We start from the raw sequence: 20,264 nt of genomic DNA, 5'->3' as shown, positions 1-20,264 counted from the left end.
GGTCGAATTGATCAGCCCGAACGTGGCGTGCGCGCGCATCCGCAGTTCGGCGGCCTCCGTACCCTCGTGCAGTCCGGCCAGCACGTCCACCCAGAGTTCAACGTAGTTGCGCTGAAGCGTGCGGACCTCGGCCTGGTCCTCGCCGGCCAGGTTGCTGAAGTCCTGGTCCTGGACCCGGATGACGTCCGGGTTGCTCAGGGCAAAGTCGACGTGGAAGGCCACCAGCCCGCCCAACGCCGCCAGATCGCCGTCGGAATCGGCCACTACCTTGCGGCCGCCGTCGAGCAGGTCCTGGCTGACACTGAGCAGCAGGGCGCCGAGGACGGCCTGCTTGCCGGCGAAGTGACGGTAGACCGCCGGTCCGCTGACGCCGGCCGCGGCCCCGAGATCCTCCAGGGAAACGCGGTTGAAGCCCTCCAGGGCAAAGAGCGCAGCGGCGGCGGACAGGAGGGCCTGCCGCCTGTTCGCCTTCGCCTGGCTGCGCTGCGTTGAGGCTGCCTGGGTTGACGGAAGCTGGGCAGTCTGGCTGGGCTCGGTCACCGGCGCATCCCCTCGTTGCAAAATGATCCCTGTGTTGGACATCACAGTTAATAGAGACTAACCTAAATCTCAGTTATGCGGTACTAACCGAAATAGTCGGGCGGCCTGAGTTGCCGCTCCGGCGCGCAAGTCCGCGCAGGTCAGGGAACGGAAGCAGTCAATGGAGACAATCGCCAGCCGGGTGGATGCGACGAGCACCGCCTACGCCGCGAACCGGGAGGCCCAACTGGGGCTGGCCGGCGAGCTGAGGGAACGGCTCGCCACCGCCGCGCTGGGCGGGCCCGCGAAGTCCCGGGAACGCCACGTGGCGCGCGGCAAGCTCCTGCCGCGCGAGCGCATTGACCAGCTGCTCGACGACGGCAGCCCCTTCCTGGAGATCGCCCCGCTGGCCGCGKACGGCATGTACGACGGCGACTCGCCCGGTGCAGGCGTCATTGCCGGCATCGGGCTGGTGCACGGCCGCCAGGTGCTGGTCATTTCCAACGACGCCACAGTCAAGGGCGGCACCTACTATCCGATGACAGTGAAGAAGCACCTCCGCGCGCAGGAAATCGCGCTGGAGAACCGGCTGCCCTGCATCTACCTCGTGGACTCCGGCGGGGCGTTCCTGCCCAAGCAGGACGAGGTCTTCCCGGACAAGGAACACTTCGGCCGGATCTTCTTCAACCAGGCGAGGATGTCCGCGGCGAAGATCCCGCAGATCGCGTCCGTGATGGGCTCCTGCACCGCCGGCGGCGCGTACGTTCCGGCGATGAGCGACGAGACCGTGATTGTCCGCAACCAGGGCACCATCTTCCTGGGCGGCCCGCCGCTGGTGAAGGCCGCGATCGGCGAAATCGTGACCGCGGAGGAACTTGGCGGCGGCGACGTGCACTCGAAGATTTCCGGGGTCACGGACCACCTGGCCGAGAACGATGAGCATGCCCTCCAGATCGTCCGCGACATCGTCTCCACCCTGCCGAAGCCTGCCGCACCCGTCTGGGACGTGGACACCGCCGTCGAGCCCGTTGCCGACCCGGATGAGCTCTACGGTGCCGTGCCCACGGACGTCAACGCCCAGTACGACGTGCGTGAGGTCATCGCCCGGCTGGTCGACGGCAGCCGGTTCCACGAGTTCAAGAAAAACTACGGCACCACCCTGGTCACGGGCTTCGCCAAGCTGCACGGCCACCCCGTGGGCATCGTGGCGAACAACGGCGTGCTGTTCAGCGAGTCCTCCCTCAAGGGAGCGCACTTCATCGAACTGTGCGACCAGCGCGGGATCCCGCTGATCTTCCTGCAGAACCTCTCCGGCTTCATGGTCGGCAAGGACTACGAACAGGGCGGCATCGCCAAGAACGGCGCCAAGATGGTCACCGCCGTCGCCACCGCCCGCGTGCCCAAGCTGACCGTCGTGATCGGCGGGTCCTTTGGCGCCGGGAACTACTCGATGTGCGGACGCGCCTACTCCCCGCGCTTCCTGTGGATGTGGCCGGCGTCGCGGATCTCCGTGATGGGCGGCAACCAGGCTTCCAGCGTGCTCGCGACCGTGAAGCGGGACCAGTACGAGGCCCGCGGCGAGGAATGGTCCGCCGCGGACGAGGAAGCCTTCAAGGCCCCCATCAAGGCCCAGTACGAGGACCAGGGCAGCCCCTACTACTCCACCGCCCGCCTCTGGGACGACGGCGTGATCGACCCCGCGGACACCCGCACCGTCCTGGGACTGGCGCTCGACGTCGTCTCCCGCGCCCCGCTGCCGGAGACCTCCTTCGGCCTCTTCCGGATGTGAGCCAGCCATGAACCTTTCTTCGCCGACCATCTCTTCGCCCACCACGCCTTCCGTGGCCACCCCTCCAGCCACCCCCACAACCGGCACCCCGTTGTTCGGCACCGTGCTCGTCGCCAACCGCGGCGAAATCGCCTGCCGCGTCATCCGGACCCTGCGCGCCCTCGGCATCCGTTCGGTCGCCGTCTATTCCGACGCCGACGCCGACGCGCGGCACGTGCGGGAAGCCGACGTGGCGGTCCGGATCGGCCCCGCCGCGGCCACCGAGAGCTACCTCAAGATCGAGGCCATCATCCAGGCCTGCCGCGACACCGGCGCCGAGGCCGTGCACCCCGGCTACGGCTTCCTGAGCGAGAACGTCGACTTCGCCCGTGCCCTCGAAGCCGCCGGGATCACGTTCATCGGCCCCGGCGTCGAATCCCTCAACGTCATGGGCGACAAGATCCGCTCCAAGAACCACGTCACCGGCTACGGCGTCCCCGTGGTCCCGGGCATCGCTGAACCCGGCATGAGTGACGCGCAGCTGATCGAGGCCGCGGCCGGCGTCGGGTTCCCGCTGCTGATCAAGCCCTCCGCCGGCGGCGGCGGGAAGGGCATGCACATCGTCGAACGCGCCGAGGACCTGGAAGCCACCCTGGCCACCGCACGCCGGGTCGCCGCGAGTGCGTTCGGCGACGACACCTTGTTCCTGGAACGGCTCGTGCTCACGCCGCGGCACATCGAGGTCCAGATCCTGGCGGACAACCACGGCAACGTCATCCACCTGGGGGAGCGCGAGTGCTCGCTGCAGCGCCGCCACCAGAAGGTCATCGAGGAAGCACCGTCCCCGCTGCTGGAATCCCTGCCCGACGGAGCGGAGATCCGCGCCCGGATCGGCGAGGCCGCCTGCCAGGCCGCGCGCAGCGTCCACTACTCCGGCGCCGGGACCGTGGAATTCCTGGTCTCGGACGCCGCCCCGGACGAGTTCTTCTTCATGGAGATGAACACCCGCCTGCAGGTCGARCAYCCGGTSACCGARMTSGTCACCGGCATYGAYCTCGTCGAATGGCAGGTGCGCATCGCCGCCGGCGAGGAACTTACGGTGACCCAGGCCGACGTCGTCCTGACCGGCCACTCCGTGGAGGCACGCGTCTACGCTGAGGTGCCGGAGAAGAACTTCCTGCCCTCCGGCGGTGAAGTGCTGCTGCTGGACGAATTGCCCGGCCCGGCCCAGCGCCCGAGTGCTCCGGCCCGCAACGAAGTCGAAACGGCCCACGGCCGCGTCCGGGTGGACTCCGCCCTCGTCCACGGACTCGAGATCTCCTCCAGCTACGATCCGATGATTTCCAAGGTCATTGCCTGGGGCCAAGACCGAACGACTGCCCTCGATACCTTGGACGAGGCGCTCGCCGGGTACACAGTGCTGGGCATCGATACCAATGTTGAATATCTCCGGCTGCTGGCCAACGACGCCGACGTCCGCGCCGGCCGGCTCGACACCGGCCTGATCGAACGCAAGATGCCGGAATTCAGCTTCCGGCGGGTGGGCGACAGCGAACTTGTGGTCGCCGCACTGTACGCCTTGGCCATGGCGGAGGAAGCCAAGCAGGAGGAGCGTGAAGGCAGCCCGTGGCAGCGCCGCGACGGCTGGCGGATCGGTGCGCCGGCGCCGCGCCGGATCAGCCTGGGAACCCCCGACGGGGGCGTCGCCACAGTGGAGGTGAGGGGCCCGGTCGCGGGGGAGCAAGTCACTGTAAGGGTTAACGGAGGTCCGCAGCTCACAGCCTTCATGGAGTTCACCGCGCGGGATCGCCCGGTGCTCACCCTCGAGGGCGAGACCAGCAGTTATGCACTTGCACCCGTTCGCACCGGTCCTCCCGCCCAGAGCTGGATGGCTCCCGATCCCCGCGTCCTGTCGGAAATCTTCCTCGGCAGCGAGGGCTGGTCCTGCCGCCTTGAGGTGCTCACCCGGGAGACCCGGCTTGCCCGGGTGTTGGCGGCGATCGAACGCGAGGAAGGCGCCGCCGACCCGGCGGTGCGCTCGCCGATGCCCGGCACCGTGGTGTCCGTGTCCGTCAGCAACGGCGACACCGTGGAGGCCGGCCAGGTCCTGCTCTCGGTCGAAGCCATGAAGATGGAGCACCAGCTCGTGGCGCCCTTGGACGGAACCGTCCACATCAGCGTCGGCTCCGGCGACCTCGTCAAGGCAGACCAGGTGCTGGCGACGATCCACCCCGCCGTCCCGACGGAGCCCTCGAAAGCCGAGGACACGATCGAGGAAGCGGTCATCGCCATGGGCGCGGCCGAATGACCGCACCCTACTGACACCACCGCCCTCACCCCGGCTGACCAACCACAGCGCAGCCAACACCCCTTTTCACCAGACCACAGATGTACCTCAGACACAGGAGACACCCCATGGCAGATTTTGAACTCAGCGAGGACTACCAGATCCTTAGCGACACCGTCCGCGAATTCGCCGACGAGGTGGTGGCCCCTGTCTCCGCCAAGCACGACGAAGAGCACAGCTTCCCCTACGAGGTCGTCTCCCAGATGGCGGACATGGGCCTGTTCGGCCTGCCGTTCCCGGAAGAGTTCGGCGGCATGGGCGGGGACTACTTCGCTCTGGCCCTGGCCCTGGAACAGCTCGGCCGGGTGGACCAGTCTGTCGCGATCACCCTCGAGGCCGGCGTCTCGCTCGGTGCGATGCCGATCCACCGCTTCGGCAACGAGGCGCAGAAGCAGGAATGGCTGCCGCTGCTGGCCTCCGGCAAGGCGCTCGCCGGCTTCGGCCTGACCGAGCCGGAAGCCGGCTCGGACGCCGGCGGGACGAAGACCACCGCCAAGCTGGGCGGCGGAGAGTGGGTCATCAACGGCAACAAGGAGTTCATCACCAACTCCGGCACCGACATCACCAGGCTCGTCACCGTCACCGCGGTCACCGGCCAGGAGGAACGCGCGGACGGCAGCATCAAGAAGGAAATCTCCACCATCCTGGTGCCCACCAACACTCCGGGCTTCACCGCGGAAAAGGCCTACAACAAGGTCGGCTGGAACGCCTCGGACACCCACCCGCTGACGTTCAACAACGTCCACGTCCCCGAGGAGAACCTGCTCGGTACCCAGGGCCGCGGCTACGCCAACTTCCTCTCCATCCTGGACGAAGGCCGGATCGCGATCGCGGCCCTGGCCGTCGGCGCCGCCCAGGGATGCGTGGACCAGTCGGTGAAATACGCCAAGGAACGCAGCGCGTTTGGGCAGAACATCGGCAAATACCAGGCCATCGCATTCAAGATCGCCCGGATGGAAGCCCGCGCCCACACGGCCCGCCTGGCCTACTACGACGCGGCCGCCCGGATGCTTGCCGGCAAGCCGTTCAAGACGCAGGCGGCCATCGCTAAGATGGTCGCAGGCGAGGCAGCCATGGACAACGCGCGGGACGCCACCCAGGTGTTCGGCGGCTATGGCTTCATCAACGAATTCACCGTGGCGCGCCACTACCGCGACTCCAAGATCCTTGAAGTCGGCGAGGGCACCACGGAGGTCCAGCTGATGCTGATCGCCCGCGAACTGGGACTGTAGCCGGCCGGAAGGATCACCGATGATCAACAAAGTTGTTGCCAGCGCCGCCGAGGCTGTCGCGGACATCCACGACGGCGCCTCGCTCGCCGTCGGCGGGTTCGGGCTGTGCGGCATTCCCGTGACGCTGATCGAGGCCCTGCATGAGCGCGGTGCCACGGACCTGGAAACCGTCAGCAACAACTGCGGCGTCGACGACTGGGGCCTCGGGATCCTGCTCAAGGACGGCCGGATCCGGCGCACCATCAGCTCCTACGTGGGGGAGAACAAGGAGTTCGCCCGGCAATACCTTTCCGGCGAGCTGGAGGTGGTCCTCACCCCGCAGGGCACGCTGGCCGAAAAGCTGCGCGCCGGCGGCGCGGGTATCCCCGCGTTCTACACCCCGGCCGGCGTCGGCACCCAGGTGTCCGAAGGCGGCCTGCCGCAGAAGTACGACGCCGAGGGCAACGTCGCGATTGCCTCCGCCCCGAAGGAAGTCCGCAGCTTCCACGGCGCCGAGTACGTGCTGGAGGAATCGCTGACGCCCGACTTCGGCCTCGTGCACGCCTGGAAGGGTGACCGCCACGGCAACCTCGTCTTCCACGCCACGGCCATGAACTTCAACCCGCTGTGCGCCATGGCAGGGAAGATCACCATCGCCGAGGTCGAGGAGCTCGTGCAGCCGGGGGAGCTGGACCCGGAGCACGTCCACGTCCCGGGGATCTTCGTCCAGCGCGTGGTTCTGGCCCCGCAGGGCGAGAAACGCATTGAAAAGCGGACGGTTGCGGTGGCCACCAGCGCCTCCGGCACACCAAAACTGTCGCCGGAGCAGGCAGGAGCCTAGCCGTGGAAACGAACAAAGCCGCAGAGGCCCCGCCCCGTCCCGAGGCCGTGCGCCACGAATACCGGCGCTCCGCCGTCGAACACGCCGCCGGTGCTGAGGGCAAGGGCTGGACCCGCAATGAACTCGCGGCCCGCGTCGCGCAGGAACTGCACAACGGCCAGTACGTCAACCTCGGCATCGGCATGCCGACGCTGATACCCAACTACATTCCGGCCGGCGTCGAGGTGGTGCTGCATTCGGAGAACGGCATCCTGGGCGTCGGGCCGTACCCGGCCGAGGATGAAGTCGACCCCGACCTGATCAATGCCGGCAAGGAAACCGTCACGGTCAACAAGGGCGCGGCGTTCTTCGATTCCGCAGCCTCCTTCGGCATGATCCGGGGCGGCCACGTCGACGTGGCCGTGCTCGGCGCCATGSAGGTSGCCRKCAACGGCGACCTCGCSAACTGGATGATCCCGGGCAAGATGGTCAAGGGCATGGGAGGCGCGATGGACCTGGTGTTCGGGGCCAAGAAGGTGATCGTGATGATGGATCACGTGGACCGCAACGGCAAGCCGAAAATCGTGGAAACCTGCACGCTGCCGTTGACCGGCAAAGGCTGCGTGGACCGGATCATCACCGACCTCGCCGTGATCGACGTCGTGACCGAGGGCGGGAAGTCCCGGCTGGTGCTGCGGGAACTGGCGCCGAACGTGTCCGTGGAGGACGTCGTGGCGGCCACCGGAGCCGAACTCTTTGAGGAAGACCAGGAACTGACCGTATGAGTGATGCAGGCACGACTTCACCGGGCACAGGCGCGCACCCGGGTACCGGCACCCCCCGGGTGATTGAGCAGCGCGGCCTCTATTTCGATGAGCTGGAGGAGGGCGTGGTCTACGCCCACCGGCCGGGCCGGACGGTTACGGAGACGGATAACGTCCTGTTCACCACCATGACCATGAACACCCAGGCCCTGCACCTCGACGCGGCCTGGAGCGCCGGGCAGCCCTTCGGCCAGCGGCTGATGAATTCGATGTTCACCCTGGCCACCGTGGTGGGCCAGTCCGTGCCGCAGCTGACCCAGGGCACCATCATCGCCCAGCTCGGCCTGACGGATGTGTCTTTTCCGCACCCGCTGTACCACGGGGACACCCTCTACACGGAGACGGTGGTGACCGGGAAGAGGCTGTCCGCGTCCCGCCCGGGGCAGGGCATCGTGACCATGCAGCACACCGGACGGAACCAGCACGGGGACGTGGTGGCGCTCGCCGCCCGCAGTTGCCTGATGTGGACACGCGAGGCCCACGCCGCTGCCGAGCTGGAAGCGGCGCAAAAGGGGAGAATAGAGACATGAGTTTCCTGATGGGCCCTGCCCTGCTGTTCTGCCCCGCCGACCGCCCCGAGCGGTACCAGAAAGCCGCGGAACGCGCCGATACCGTGATCGTAGACCTTGAGGACGCCGTTGCCCCTGCCGACAAGCAGCGGGCCCGCGGCGCCATCCTTGCCCAGCTTGGCGCCACCGGCGACGTCCCGGAACTGGATCCGTCCCGCACGATCGTACGGGTCAACCCGGCCGGCACGGACGAGTTCGAGAAGGACCTGCACTGCCTCAAGCACACGCCCTACCGGCACATCATGCTGGCCAAGGCGGAGAGCGCTGCCCAGCTGAGGGAACTCGAGGGCTACAGCGTAATTGCCCTCTGCGAGACGGCCGCCGGCGTCCTCAACGCCGCCGCCATCGCCGCCGAGCCCAATGTGGTGGCCCTGATGTGGGGTGCGGAGGACCTGCTGGCATCGCTCGGCGGAACCTCGAGCCGGGCGGAGGACGGCAGCTACCGGGCCGTCGCGCTGCACGCCCGTTCCAGCGTGCTGCTGGCCGCCGGCGCCTTCGGCAAGGACGCGATCGACGCCGTTTACGTCAACATCCCGGATCTGGCCGGTCTGGCCCTCGAATCCCGTGACGCGGTGGCATCCGGATTCTCGTCCAAGGCCTGCATCCATCCGGACCAGGTGGCCGTCGTCCGCGAAGCCTACGCACCCTCCGAGGCCGACGTCTCGGCAGCCGCGGAGCTGCTCGATGCCGCCTCCGCAGCCGGCTCGGGCGTCTTCCAGTTCAAGGGCAAGATGGTCGACGGGCCCATCCTCAAGCACGCCGCGTCCACACTGCGCCGCGCGGGCCGCGTCGGGTCCTGACCGCGGGACGGCTACCCACCGACACGTGCTCTGGGTTAGTGGGCTGGCCGGCGTCCCGGGGCTGGCGCCGGGCATCGTCGTGGATGCATCTCGACCAGTCTCCGCGGCCACTGCCAATGGGTCCTGAGTGGCTGCCGGCGTCCCGGAGGATGGCCGGGCATCGTCGTGGGTGCAGAGGTGGGATCCGGCCGGGGTTGACTTCGTCGATTCGCCTCAGATGGCCGGATTGGCTGGTCCTATTGCGGCCATCTGCGTCGAATGGGTGGCTTGTGGCTCTGAACCTCGGCCAGTCTCCGCGGCCCGTGCCCCGCATTTGTGCCACGTGTCCCGGGCTGCCCCAAGAACTGGGCATGCTCAGTGTGGCCGTCATGAACTGGGCATGCTCAGTGTGGCCGTCATGAACTGGACATGCTCAATGCTGCCTCCAAGAACCGGACATGTCAGCGGCGCCAGAGGTAGCGGTTCTCCGGTCGGCCCGCGGCTCCGTAGCGGGGCGTCAGCCGGGCATGGCCGTGAACTACGAGGTACTCGAGGTAGCGGCGGGCGCTGACCCGGGACAGGCCCAGTTGCAGCGCCAGGCCGGCCGCCGAGACGTCCTCCGGACTGGCCTTCAGTGCCTCGATGACCGCGTCCAGGGTGGGGCGCGACAGTCCCTTGGGCAGCCGTACGGCGGCCTGGTCTGGCTGGGCGGCCTGACCCGCCGGGGTTTCCGCCGCCCCGGACCGGCGGGAGGGCGCCACCAGGCGGTCGATGCTCGCCTGGTCAAGCGGCCCGGAAGCGCCGGAGGCCAGATGGTCCCGCAGCATGACGTACTCGTCGAGCCGTTCGTTCAATGCCTGCGAGGAAAAGGGCTTGACCAGGTAGTGCAGCACACCGCCGGCCATCGCGCCGCGGACCGTGTCAAGCTCCCTGGACGCGGTGATCACGAGGACATCCACGGGCCGCCGGCGCGCGCGCAGCCGCTGCAGGACGTCCAGGCCGGACATGTCCGGCAGATGGATGTCCAGCAACACCAGCTCCGGGCCCAGCTCCGCGGCCAGATCGATGCCCTGCTGCCCGGTGTGGGCCATGGCCACGACGTCGAATCCGCCGCGTGCGAGCAGGAACCCGTGATGGATCCCGGCCACTGCTACGTCATCGTCAATGATGAGGGTGCGTATGGCGCTCATTGGTTTTGTAGTTCCGCCTCTTTTGTCCTGAGCACTACCGAGAAGCAGGCTCCGCCCAACACCGATGAGGATACTGCCGCCCGGCCTCCGCGCCGGAGGGCAACCCGCTGGACCAGGGCCAGCCCAAACCCGCGGCTGTTGATTCCCTCGGACTCCTTGCTGGTCACGCCGGGCTCGAACACTTTAGCGCGTTCAGGAACCGGGACGCCGGGTCCGTCGTCCTCCACCACGATGGTCCGCCCGCCGTCGGCACTCTCGCCCAGCCGGATGGCAACAGTGCTGTCGTAACCCGCAGCGTCCACAGCGTTGTCGATCAGGTTGCCCAGCACCGTGATGACGTCGCCTGAGTCATCAACCGAGCACAGCGAATCCGGGCTGACGATGATCTCGATGCCGCGCTCGGCGCAGACCGTGGACTTGGCGATCAGCAGCGCCTGGACCCCGTGGTCGGTGATTCCGGCCGCCAGCGGCCGGTTCGCGAAGACGGCGTCGTTGTGGCTGCGGCCCAGGTATTCGATGGCTTTGTCCTGCTTTCCGAGCTCCAGCAGCCCGGAGATGACGTGCAGTTTGTTGGCAAATTCGTGCGCCTGGGCGCGGAGTGCCTGCGTCACGTCCACGGCGCCGTCGCGGTCACGCAGGACGGTGTGGAGCTCCGTGCGGTCGCGCAGGATCAGCACCTTGCCGACTTCGCGGCCGTCGACGGTGGCCGCATTGACCTTGCCCAGCAGTATCCGTTCACCCGAGAGCACCAGTTCCTCCGTGGCGGATCCGGCCGAGAGCAAGCGGAGGACCGCCGGTTCCAGGCTTGCCTCTGCAGGGGTCCCGGTGATGTCCCCGGCCAGGGCGAGCAGGCGGCGTGCCTCATCGTTGACCAGCGCGACCCTGCCGTCGGCGTCCACCGCCACCAGTCCTTCACCCAGGCCGTGGAGCATGGCGTCGCGCGTTTCCAGCAGGGCAGCGATGTCCTCGGGCTCGAGTTTGTAGATCCGCCGCCACACCAGTTTCGAGACATACATCGCGCCCATCGAACTCAGCAGCGCCGCCCCGAGCAGCCAGCCGAACAGCTGCGGCATGTCCTCATGGAGGTCAGCGGCCAGGGTGCTCTCCAGCACTCCCACGGATGCGGAGCCGATCACGGCGCCGGCCGCATCGAAGATAGGAACCTTCACCCGCCAGGACTCACCGAGTGTGCCCGTCTGGGTACCCACATAGATCTCCCCGGACAGCGGCACGGACGGATCGGTGGAGACCGGCCGGCCGATTTCCGCCGGATTGGGGTGCGACTGCCGGACCCCGTGCCGGTCCGTCACCACCACATAGGTGACGTTGGATGCCTGCCGGATGACTTCCGCGATCGGCTGGATGGTCTGCGCCGGCGACGATGTGCCGAACGCGTTGATGACCGAGGGCAGCTGGGCAACACTTTCGGCGACGCCGATCAGCCTGCCCTTGTAGGCGTCACGGAGCTGTTGTTCCTGCATCCGGATGGTCACGGCCCCCACCACCGTGAGGACAGCCAGCACGATGCCCAGCTGCAATGCGACCAGCTGGAACCGAAGGGGAATCCTGTGAAACATGTCACAAGTTTCCCATTGCGGGCGCAGCCCGGCCGCCAAAAAGACGGCCAGGGCCGTGACCAATATGACCACTACTACCTATACGGCCAAATGCTGTTGCCGTTCGGCGGGCGCTCCTAGGGTCAGTGACGTGATTCCAATGATGTGCATCACATTCGCTCAAGGAGAAACCATGACTGCCCAGAACTTTTTCACGCGGCCCGCTTTCACGCGTCCCACCCACACACGTCGCGCCGCCCTCATTGCCGGCGCCGCCGGAGTCGTCCTGGCCATGTCCGCCTGCGCGGGAAGCGGAACCGGCACGGCTGCCGGCGGGTCCGCGGGTGCCGATCCGATCAAGAAGCTAAGCATCATCGTCCCGGCCAACCCCGGCGGCGGCTGGGACCAGACCGGACGCGCCATGCAGCAGGACCTGCAGACCAACAAACTCGTCTCCTCCGCCCAGGTCACTAACATTGGCGGCGGCGGCGGGACCAACGGCCTCGCCAAGCTCGCCACCGAGAAGGACGTCAACACCCTCATGGTGATGGGCTACGTCATGGTGGGTGCGGTCGAGACCAATGGCGCCAAGACCCGGCTCGAAGACACCACCCCGATCGCGCGGCTCACCGAAGAGCCGCTGGTTCTCGTCGTGCCGTCGTCGTCGAAATACCAGTCGGTCGCCGACCTCGTCGCGGACATCAAGGCCAACGGCAAGGGCGTGGCCATCACGGGTGGCTCGGCCGGGGGCGCGGACCACATCCTGGCCGGGCAGATCCTGAAATCCCAGGGCGTGGAAGCGGACAAGCTGAACTACATCGGCTACTCCGGTGGCGGCGAGTCCATCGCGGCGCTGCTCGGCAACAAGGTCCAGGCCGGCATCTCCGGCGTGGGCGAGTATGCCGAACAGGTCAAGGCCGGCAAGGTCCGGGCGCTCGCCGTCTCCGGAAAGGCCGAGGCCCCGGCGCTTCCCGGGATCAAGCCGCTCAAGGACCAGGGGATCGACGTCGTGCTGACCAACTGGCGCGGCGTGGTGGCCCCCGGGTCCATCGACGACGCCCAGCGAGCGAAGCTGACCGACGTCGTCACCAAGCTGCACGCGTCCGAGGCCTGGAAGTCCACCCTGACCAAGAACAACTGGGACGACGCGTTCCTGGCCGGTGACGGCTTCAAGACCTTCCTGACCGAGGACATCGCCAAGGTCAAGACCACCCTGACCCAGATCGGCCTGGTCAAGTAACAGTGTCTGACCTCGCATCAACGTCGGCACCCGCCGCGGCGCCCGCCAAACGGCCGACAGGGGAGATCCTGTTCGCCCTCGTGTTCGTCAGCGTGGGCGTCGCGGGCCTGGCGACGGCGGGATCCATTCCGATCCCGCCGTCGGAGACCGGCATCGGCCCGCGGGCCTTCCCCTACATCGTGTGTGGCTTGCTGGTGCTGTGCGGCGCCGGGGTGGTCCTGCAGGTCCTCCGCGGCAAAGTCGGGCAGGCCGAGGACAGCRAAGACCTGGACGTGACCGCCAAGACCGACTGGGTGGCCCTGGCCAAACTCGTGGGTTTCGTGGTGCTGCACATCTTCCTGATCGAGCCGGCCGGCTGGCCGGTGGCCGCCGCCGTGCTCTTCAGCGGTGCCGCCTGGTCCCTGGACGCCAAACCCCTCTGGAAGGCGATCGGCGTGTCCGTGATCCTGGCGCTGGTGCTGCAGTACGTCTTCGGCGGCCTGCTCGGCGTGTCCCTGCCGCCGGGGCCGCTGCTCGAGGGGGTGCCGTTCTTCCATGGATAGCTTCATGCTCCTGCTCGAGGGATTCAGCACCGCGCTGCAGCCCGTCTACCTGCTCTACGCGCTGGGCGGGGTCTTCGTCGGCACCGCCGTCGGGGTGCTGCCCGGCATTGGCCCCGCCATGACCGTGGCCCTGCTCATGCCCATCACGTATGCCCTGGACCCCGCGGCCGCGTTGATCGTGTTCGCCGGGATCTACTACGGCGGCATGTACGGCGGTTCCACCACTTCCATCTTGCTGAACACGCCGGGCGAGTCCTCCTCGATCGTCACGGCGCTTGAAGGGAACAAGATGGCCAAAGCCGGCAGGGGAGCGGCAGCCCTGGCGACGGCGGCGATCGGATCCTTCATCGCGGGCACCATCGCCACGGTCCTGCTGACCTTCCTGGCACCCGTCGTGGCCGACTTCGCCGTCGGCCTCGGCCCCGTGGATTATGTGGCCCTCATGGTGGTGGCCTTCCTGACCGTCGGCGCGCTGCTGGGCGCCTCCGTCCTGCGCGGCCTGGCATCCCTGGCGCTCGGGCTGTTCATCGGCCTGATCGGCATCGATGACAGCACGGCCCAGCAGCGCTTCACGTTCGACAACCCCACCCTGGTGGACGGCGTCGACATGGTCCTCGTGGCCGTGGGCCTCTTTGCCCTCGGCGAGGCGCTATATGTCGCATCGAAGCTGCGGCACGGCCCGGTGGAGCTGATCCCGGTCAGCAAGGGCAAGAACGCCTGGCTGTCCAAGGAGGACTGGAAGCGGTCCTGGAAGCCGTGGCTGCGCGGAACCTTCATCGGGTTCCCGATCGGCACCGTCCCGGCCGGCGGCGCGGACGTCTCCACGTTCCTGTCCTACGCCGCCGAGCGGAAGCTGGCCAAGGGCGCCAACAAGGCCCAGTTCGGCAAGGGCGCGATCGAAGGCGTCGCCGGACCGGAAGCGGCCAACAACGCGGCGGCCGCCGGTGTCCTGGTGCCGTTGCTGACCCTCGGAATCCCGACGACGGCGACGGCGGCCATGATGCTCACGGCGTTCCAGCGCTACCAGATCCAGCCCGGTCCGCTCCTGTTCGAAAACCAGGGCGCGCTTGTCTGGACCCTGATCGCGTCGCTGTACGTCGGCAACCTCATGCTGCTGGTGCTGAACCTGCCCCTGGTGGGCCTGTGGGTGAAGATCCTGCAGATCCCGCGGCCCTACCTCTACGCCGGCATCCTGGTCTTCGCCGCGCTCGGCGCCTTCTCGGTGAACTTCTCCCCGAGCGACGTCGGCATCCTGCTGGTGGTGGGCATCCTGGGCTACTTCATGCGCCGCTACGGCTATCCCGTGGCGCCCATGGTGGTGGCGATGATCCTGGGGCCGATGTTCGAGGTGCAATTGCGGCGTTCGCTGCAGCTCTCGCAAAACGACCCCACGGCCTTGTTCTCCTCGCCATTCGCCCTGGTGGTGTACGTCTCCATGGCACTGATCTTCGCCGCCTCGTGGTGGCTGCGCCGCCGCCAGACAACGTTGGAGGCTGCGCCGGCGAAGGAAGAGGTCTCCGTCTAAGCGCGGGCGTTGAACTGAATTTGCCTCAAATGGCCGGAATGACGACACTCATTCCGGCCATTTGCGGTAAACGGCCCACGGGAACGCACCGCCCCGGGACGCACCGCCCCGGGCCTCACGCCGGGCCTCACGCCTCCGACGTCGGGCGCGGCGCGGGGAGCCGCGACGGCGGGATGACGACATACAGCGGGGTCCGGATCCAGCGCTGGCCTGTCGCGCGGAACTCGGCCCGGGTGGAGAAATGGTAGAGGTAGCTGGTGGCACGTATCCAGTGCGGACGTCCGCCGTCGAACGGGTCGTGGCGCAGCAGCCGCAGCGTGGGCCGGTCCGCCGCCAGCAGTTTGGCCAGGAACGCGTAGAACCACTCCTCGTGCACGGTACGCAGCGGCAGGAACCACATCAGCCAGTCCAGGCGCAGGTGGTACGGGGCGTACTGGCGCGGGATGCGCCGGACGTCGCCGGGCTTGCCCTTGAACCCATACTCCCGCCAGTCCGCGTCGTCCCCGGGGTCCTCGTCGAGGGTCCCCTCCACCACGATCTCGATCCGCCGCTTCGTGACGGTGCCGAACGCGCCGTAGGTGTTGACCAGCTGCCAGCGGTTGAAGGATGCGTTCATCAGCTGGTGGTGGGACAAGAGGTTCTCGATGGGCCGGTAGCTGAGCACCACCAGCAGCACAGTGGCGAACACGACCACCACGAGCCACGGAACCGGCGCCTGGCTGCCGGCCACTGCTCCGGCGCCTGCGGGCGCGGACGCGGCATGCCAGTCCAGCGGGATCGCCGGAATCACGGCGTGCGCCACGGGATCGCTGACCGCCGCGAAGGCCAGGATGATCGCCATCCAGTTCAGCCAGGCGAAATTTCCACTCGCCACCAGCCACAGCTGGGTGAAGACGATGATTCCGGCGGCGGCGCTGGCCAGGGGCTGCGGGGCAAAGAGGAAGAAGGGCACCACCAGTTGGGCGAAGTGGTTGCCCAGGACCTCCACCCGGTGCCAGGCCTTGGGGAGCAGGTGGGCCTGCCGGCTCAGCGGCCCCGGCATCGGCTGGGTCTCGTGGTGGTAGTACAGGGCAGTCAGGTYTCGCCATTCCTGGCCGCCCCGGATCTTGATCAGGCCGGCGCCGAACTCCAACCGGAACGCCAACCAGACCAGCAGGATCAGGATGGTCCGGGGCGGGGGAGTCTGGTCGGAGCCGAGGAAGGCCACCGTGAACCCGGCCTCCAGCAGCAGCATCTCCCAGCCGAAGCCGTAGAACGTCTGCCCCACGTTCACGATCGACATGTACAACAGCCACAGGGCCAGGAACGCGATGAGCGGAACCCACGGCGGCCCGAGCTGCGGCAGCCCGGCGATAAGCGTGGCGGCAATGGCCATGCCGCTCCAGCACACCGTCCGCAGCAGCCGGTCCGAGTAGCGCCAGCGGAACAGGCTGGGCCGGCCCAGACGGTTGAAGCCCTCGAGATACGCCGGCACCGGCAACAGGCCGCGCTCGCCGAGGAGGGCCGGGAACTGGTTCAGCGAGGAGAGGAAGGCCACGAAATACAGGGTGGCGGTGCTGCGCTGCAGCACCTGCCGGGCGAACTCGTACTCCGGCGCGTCGAACCACGCGGTCCACTCCACGTTTTCCACGTTACGCCTCCGCCCTGCTGCGTCAACGAGCGGCGGAAGACTCAACCCGACGGCGTCGAGGTGGCACTTCACGGCAGCGTTGCCCGCCGCGACTGCCGTGAAGTGCTACCCCGAGGCGAACGCGGCGCACCGGCGCGGTGCGGGATACTTGAATCATGCAGCCGCGCAAAATCGTCCTCCTCGGGTCCACCGGTTCCATCGGCACACAGGCGATTGACGTCGTCGACGGCGCCCCGCACCTTTTTGAGGTCGTCGCGCTCAGCGCCGGCGGCGGCAACCTCGAACTCCTGGCCCGGCAGGCCGTCCACACCCGCGCCCAGGCTGTCGGTGTCGCCTCCGGGGATGCCTCCGCCCTCCGGGGGCTGATCGACGACGCCGCCCGCGCGGCAGGACTCATCGGGTACAGCCCCGAACTCATCACCGGCCCCGACGCCTCCACCCGGGTCGCGGAAATCACCGCCGACGTCGTCCTCAACGGCATCACCGGCTCCATCGGACTTGCCCCCACCCTGGCCGCCCTCGCCTCCGGGGCCACGCTGGCACTGGCCAACAAGGAGTCCCTGATCGTCGGCGGCGCCCTGGTCAAGGCCGCGGCCCGCGAAGGGCAGATCGTGCCTGTGGATTCGGAGCACTCGGCCATTGCCCAGTGCCTGCGCTCCGGCTCCGCCGCGGAAGTGGACCGGCTGATCCTGACGGCATCGGGCGGGCCGTTCCGCGGCAAGACCCGGGACGAGCTGCACGACGTCTCACCGCAGGACGCCCTCGCCCACCCCACATGGGACATGGGCCTGATGGTCACCACCAACTCCGCCAGCCTGGTCAACAAGGGCCTGGAGGTGATCGAGGCGCACCTGCTCTTTGACATCCCCTTGGAGAAGATCGACGTCGTGGTCCATCCGCAGTCCGTGGTGCATTCCATGGTCCAGTTCGTCGACGGCTCCACGATCGCCCAGGCCTCGCCGCCGGACATGCGCCTGCCCATTGCCCTCGGCCTCGGCTGGCCGGACCGGGTCCCSGGATCCGCCAGGGCCTGCGACTGGAGCAAGGCCACCAGCTGGACGTTCGAGCCGCTGGACACCGTGGCGTTCCCCGCCGTCGACCTCGCCAAGGCGGCCGCCACGCAGGGCAGCACCTTCCCGGCCGTGTTCAATGCCGCGAACGAGGAAGCGGTGATGGCCTTCCACGCCGGGCAGATCCGGTTCACCGACATTGTGGACACCATCGATGCCGTCCTCAGCGAACACTCAGGCTCCTCCGGGCTGACGGTGGAGTCCGTACTGGATGCTGAAAGATGGGCACGCGCCCGCACCCACGAACGTTTAGCCGTAAGAAGCGTCTAGATTGCCAGTTTTCAGGAAGCAGCAGATCACAGCATGAGCCCCGTCCTCCTCTTTGTCCTCGGTGTCGTCTTCGTGGCGATCGGCATCGCCGTGTCCATTGCCCTGCATGAAGTCGGGCACCTGCTCCCAGCCAAGCTCTTCAAGGTCCGCGTGACCAAATACATGATCGGTTTCGGACCCACCGTCTGGTCGAAGAGAAAGGGCGAAACCGAGTACGGCCTCAAAGCCATCCCGCTGGGCGGCTACGTGTCCATGATCGGGATGTACCCGCCGAACAAGGAAGACGGAACCGTCCGCACTTCCAGCACCGGAATGTTCCAGTCACTGGCATCCGATGCCCGTTCCCTGGCCCACGAGGAAATCGGCCCCGGCGACGAAACCCGGGTCTTCTACCGGCTGCCGGTCTGGAAAAAGATCATCATCATGCTCGGCGGGCCCGCGATGAACCTGCTGATCGGCGTCGTGCTGACCGCGGTGCTGCTGATGGGCTTCGGCACCGCCAGCCAGACCACCACGATCGCGGACGTCTCCAAATGCCAGGTCAAGGCCGGCGAGACCGTGGACCCGGACTCCGCCGACTGCAAGCCCACCCCGGCCGCGGCCGCGGGCCTGTTGCCGAACGACACCATCACCTCCTTCGACGGCAAGGCCGTTACCAAGTGGGACGAACTCACCGGCTGGATCCGCGCCTCGGCGGGCCGGCAGGTGAGCATCACCGTGGAGCGCGGCGGCGCCACCGTCTCGACGACCGTCACGCCCGTGCTCTCCGCCCGCCCGGTTCTCGGTCCCGACGGCCGCCAGGCCAAGGCCGCTGACGGAAGCCTGCAGTACCAGGACGTCGGCTTCCTGGGCATCGGCGCCCAGACGGCACTCGTGCAGCAGCCGGCGTCGGCCGTGCTGCCCATGGCGGGGGAGAACATCAAGCAGGTCGCCGGTGTGGTGGTGAACCTGCCGGAGCGCGTGGCCGGCGTGGCCAAGGCAGCCTTCAGCGAGGAACCCCGGGACCCCAACGGCCCCATCAGCGTGGTGGGCGTGGGCCGCGTGGCCGGCGAGGTCGCCGCGATGGAGGAGGTCCCGCTGCAGTCCCGCTTCGCCGCCCTGGTGGGTTTGCTGGCCGGGCTCAACTTCGCGTTGGCCGTCTTCAACCTCATTCCGCTGCTGCCGCTCGACGGCGGCCACATTGCGGGCGCGCTGTACGAGGGGGCCCGGCGCCAGATCGCCAAGCTGTTCGGCCGCCCGGATCCCGGCGCCTTCGATATCGCCAAGCTGCTCCCGGTGACGTATGTGGTGGCGGTGTTGCTGATGGGCATGGGCGCGCTGCTGATCTACGCCGACATCGTCAAGCCGGTCAACCTCTTCGGGTAGGTCCGGCTGGCATTTCAGCCAAATTCCGCTGACTATCATTCATAAGCCTATTTAGGCTGATATTAATTAATCAGTTGAAAATGGTTGATTATTCCCGATCACCTCCCCTAGGCTGGGGTCATGTACGTCATGACAATCGACCAGCGCGGCAGCACGGGCGACATCGACCGGGTTCCCGGCCTCCTGAAGGGGCTCAGTGCGCTCTCCACCGCCGGGCGCTTTGAGCGTTCGGTGGGCGACGAGGTCCAGGGCGTCGTAGAACGGGCCGACGAGGTGGTGGAGATCGCCTTGCACGCCCTGCGCAGCGGCCGCTGGTATGTCGGGATCGGGGTGGGGGAGGTGGACCTGCCGCTGCCCGCCAGCCCGCGCGAAGGCTCCGGTCCCGCCTTCGTGGCGGCCCGGTCCGCCGTCGACCGGGCCAAGGGGGCGGCCGCCCATGTTCCCCTCGCCGTGGTTGCCGGCCGCGACCGCCGTCGGGCAAATGCAGCAACCACGGCCGCGGACGGCGCCAGCGGGTCCCAGGGGGCCAAGGCCTGCGCCAATGCGGAGGCGGTGCTCCGGCTGATTGGCCGCCTGGTCCAGGACCGGACCGCGGCGCAATGGAAGGTGGTGGACGTGCTGCGCTCGGTGCGGAACGACACCCACGGAACCCACGGCAGCCAAAAAATAGCGGCACAGAAACTCGGAATCACGGAGCAGTCGGTGAGCCGCGCAGTCCTCCGCTCGGGCTGGCAGGAAGAATGGGCCGCGAGGCCGGCCGCAGAACTGCTGCTGACCCTCGCCCACGACAGCACCGAAGGAGAGAAGTGAACGCCCTGTGGATCACGCTGGCCCTGCTCACCGCAGGATTCGTCGGCTGGCCGGTCACTGCCTGGGTGTTCCGCCTCGCCCGCACCATTGATGACCGGGCCGACGCCGGAAGCGGCGCCGGCGCCGGCGGGGACGCAGCCGAGGACCCCGCCGCCGACTCCACCACGGACCCCGACCTCCAGGCGGCCCCGGAGCCGGCCGGGCCGGACGCAGCAGCGCCTACCCCGGC

17 protein-coding genes and 1 pseudogene are annotated in these 20,264 nt (G+C 67.8%); 14 read left to right on the top strand and 4 right to left on the bottom strand.

Translation table 11 applies throughout. The features are described from left to right. Window positions 1-582: TetR/AcrR family transcriptional regulator (locus AC1D1S_RS10305; RefSeq protein ID WP_476994376.1), on the bottom strand; the 582-nt coding region annotated here is incomplete at its 3' end. Between the two features lie 118 nt (window positions 583-700). On the opposite strand from AC1D1S_RS10305, the gene AC1D1S_RS10300 reads away from it, so the two are divergent. From AC1D1S_RS10300 to AC1D1S_RS10270, 7 genes are all read left to right on the top strand, one after another. Next, window positions 701-2,308 (top strand): carboxyl transferase domain-containing protein, encoded by a 1,608-nt coding sequence (locus tag AC1D1S_RS10300; protein ID WP_476994375.1) that lies wholly within the window; start codon window positions 701-703, stop codon window positions 2,306-2,308. 7 nt (window positions 2,309-2,315) lie between these two features. Continuing rightward, window positions 2,316-4,595, top strand: a complete 2,280-nt coding sequence (locus AC1D1S_RS10295) for an acetyl/propionyl/methylcrotonyl-CoA carboxylase subunit alpha (protein WP_476994374.1) — start codon at window positions 2,316-2,318, stop codon at window positions 4,593-4,595. Between the two features lie 107 nt (window positions 4,596-4,702). Further along, window positions 4,703-5,866 carry an acyl-CoA dehydrogenase family protein gene (locus AC1D1S_RS10290; RefSeq protein ID WP_223914042.1) on the top strand — a complete coding sequence of 388 codons (1,164 nt, stop codon included), beginning with the start codon at window positions 4,703-4,705 and terminating at the stop codon, window positions 5,864-5,866. Between the two features lie 19 nt (window positions 5,867-5,885). After that, window positions 5,886-6,686 (top strand): CoA transferase subunit A, encoded by an 801-nt coding sequence (locus tag AC1D1S_RS10285; protein WP_243179617.1) that lies wholly within the window; start codon window positions 5,886-5,888, stop codon window positions 6,684-6,686. 2 nt (window positions 6,687-6,688) lie between these two features. Continuing rightward, window positions 6,689-7,450, top strand: coding sequence for a CoA transferase subunit B (locus AC1D1S_RS10280; RefSeq protein WP_476994373.1), 762 nt, complete (start codon window positions 6,689-6,691; stop codon window positions 7,448-7,450). Beyond that, a complete protein-coding gene (locus tag AC1D1S_RS10275) occupies window positions 7,447-8,019 on the top strand; it encodes a MaoC family dehydratase (protein ID WP_243179616.1) in 573 nt (190 codons plus the stop codon). The genes AC1D1S_RS10280 and AC1D1S_RS10275 overlap by 4 nt, the downstream gene beginning before the upstream one ends. Further along, the gene (locus AC1D1S_RS10270; RefSeq protein WP_079551424.1) at window positions 8,016-8,858 is read left to right on the top strand and encodes an HpcH/HpaI aldolase/citrate lyase family protein; all 843 of its coding nucleotides are present in this window, start codon (window positions 8,016-8,018) and stop codon (window positions 8,856-8,858) included. The genes AC1D1S_RS10275 and AC1D1S_RS10270 overlap by 4 nt, the downstream gene beginning before the upstream one ends. Window positions 8,859-9,298: 440 nt before the next feature. Here AC1D1S_RS10270 and AC1D1S_RS10265 read toward each other — a convergent pair whose 3' ends face one another. Further along, window positions 9,299-10,027, bottom strand: coding sequence for a response regulator (locus AC1D1S_RS10265; protein ID WP_243179615.1), 729 nt, complete (start codon window positions 10,025-10,027; stop codon window positions 9,299-9,301). Beyond that, window positions 10,024-11,604, bottom strand: a complete 1,581-nt coding sequence (locus AC1D1S_RS10260) for an ATP-binding protein (protein ID WP_243179614.1) — start codon at window positions 11,602-11,604, stop codon at window positions 10,024-10,026. The genes AC1D1S_RS10265 and AC1D1S_RS10260 overlap by 4 nt, the downstream gene beginning before the upstream one ends. A gap of 172 nt (window positions 11,605-11,776) precedes the next feature. Between AC1D1S_RS10260 and AC1D1S_RS10255 the strand changes: the two genes are divergently transcribed. Genes AC1D1S_RS10255 through AC1D1S_RS10245 form a run of 3 tightly spaced genes read left to right on the top strand, consistent with a single transcriptional unit; the run spans window position 11,777 to window position 14,890 of the window. Further along, window positions 11,777-12,823 carry a Bug family tripartite tricarboxylate transporter substrate binding protein gene (locus AC1D1S_RS10255; RefSeq protein ID WP_243179613.1) on the top strand — a complete coding sequence of 349 codons (1,047 nt, stop codon included), beginning with the start codon at window positions 11,777-11,779 and terminating at the stop codon, window positions 12,821-12,823. A gap of 2 nt (window positions 12,824-12,825) precedes the next feature. After that, complete coding sequence (locus AC1D1S_RS10250; RefSeq protein ID WP_476994372.1) at window positions 12,826-13,365, top strand: tripartite tricarboxylate transporter TctB family protein; 540 nt, start codon at window positions 12,826-12,828, stop codon at window positions 13,363-13,365. Then, window positions 13,358-14,890 (top strand): tripartite tricarboxylate transporter permease, encoded by a 1,533-nt coding sequence (locus tag AC1D1S_RS10245; RefSeq protein ID WP_243179611.1) that lies wholly within the window; start codon window positions 13,358-13,360, stop codon window positions 14,888-14,890. Before AC1D1S_RS10250 ends, AC1D1S_RS10245 begins: the two co-directional genes overlap by 8 nt. A 127-nt stretch (window positions 14,891-15,017) precedes the next feature. Here AC1D1S_RS10245 and AC1D1S_RS10240 read toward each other — a convergent pair whose 3' ends face one another. Next, window positions 15,018-16,511 (bottom strand): lipase maturation factor family protein, encoded by a 1,494-nt coding sequence (locus AC1D1S_RS10240; RefSeq protein ID WP_476994371.1) that lies wholly within the window; start codon window positions 16,509-16,511, stop codon window positions 15,018-15,020. Window positions 16,512-16,675: 164 nt separating this feature from the next. Here AC1D1S_RS10240 and dxr point away from each other — a divergent pair, with 164 nt between their 5' ends. The 4 genes and pseudogenes from dxr to AC1D1S_RS10220 all read left to right on the top strand — a co-directional run. After that, window positions 16,676-17,860, top strand: a complete 1,185-nt coding sequence (gene dxr / locus AC1D1S_RS10235; protein WP_243179609.1) for a 1-deoxy-D-xylulose-5-phosphate reductoisomerase — start codon at window positions 16,676-16,678, stop codon at window positions 17,858-17,860. 33 nt (window positions 17,861-17,893) lie between these two features. Beyond that, the gene (locus tag AC1D1S_RS10230) at window positions 17,894-19,225 is read left to right on the top strand and encodes a M50 family metallopeptidase (protein ID WP_243179608.1); all 1,332 of its coding nucleotides are present in this window, start codon (window positions 17,894-17,896) and stop codon (window positions 19,223-19,225) included. A gap of 120 nt (window positions 19,226-19,345) precedes the next feature. Further along, entirely contained in the window at window positions 19,346-20,035 is a 690-nt protein-coding gene (locus tag AC1D1S_RS10225; protein ID WP_243179607.1) for a MarR family transcriptional regulator, read from the top strand. Continuing rightward, window positions 20,032-20,264, top strand: a pseudogene (locus tag AC1D1S_RS10220) (hypothetical protein); the annotation flags it as partial. The gene AC1D1S_RS10225 and the pseudogene AC1D1S_RS10220, both read left to right, overlap by 4 nt.

This window comes from Arthrobacter sp. P1_A5 (assembly GCF_056406825.1).
This window is presented reverse-complemented; position numbering and strand designations above follow the sequence as displayed.

What these genes read in the sequence shown, in the direction of transcription:
- AC1D1S_RS10285 (WP_243179617.1), top strand. Translation starts at nt 5,886, where the DNA reads ATGATCAACAAAGTTGTTGCCAGCGCCGCCGAGGCTGTCGCGGACATC.
- AC1D1S_RS10270 (WP_079551424.1), top strand. Translation starts at nt 8,016, where the DNA reads ATGAGTTTCCTGATGGGCCCTGCCCTGCTGTTCTGCCCCGCCGACCGC.
- AC1D1S_RS10255 (WP_243179613.1), top strand. Translation starts at nt 11,777, where the DNA reads ATGACTGCCCAGAACTTTTTCACGCGGCCCGCTTTCACGCGTCCCACC.
- AC1D1S_RS10260 (WP_243179614.1), bottom strand. Translation starts at nt 11,604, where the DNA reads ATGTTTCACAGGATTCCCCTTCGGTTCCAGCTGGTCGCATTGCAGCTG.
- AC1D1S_RS10290 (WP_223914042.1), top strand. Translation starts at nt 4,703, where the DNA reads ATGGCAGATTTTGAACTCAGCGAGGACTACCAGATCCTTAGCGACACC.
- AC1D1S_RS10275 (WP_243179616.1), top strand. Translation starts at nt 7,447, where the DNA reads ATGAGTGATGCAGGCACGACTTCACCGGGCACAGGCGCGCACCCGGGT.
- AC1D1S_RS10225 (WP_243179607.1), top strand. Translation starts at nt 19,346, where the DNA reads ATGTACGTCATGACAATCGACCAGCGCGGCAGCACGGGCGACATCGAC.
- AC1D1S_RS10245 (WP_243179611.1), top strand. Translation starts at nt 13,358, where the DNA reads ATGGATAGCTTCATGCTCCTGCTCGAGGGATTCAGCACCGCGCTGCAG.
- AC1D1S_RS10230 (WP_243179608.1), top strand. Translation starts at nt 17,894, where the DNA reads ATGAGCCCCGTCCTCCTCTTTGTCCTCGGTGTCGTCTTCGTGGCGATC.
- AC1D1S_RS10265 (WP_243179615.1), bottom strand. Translation starts at nt 10,027, where the DNA reads ATGAGCGCCATACGCACCCTCATCATTGACGATGACGTAGCAGTGGCC.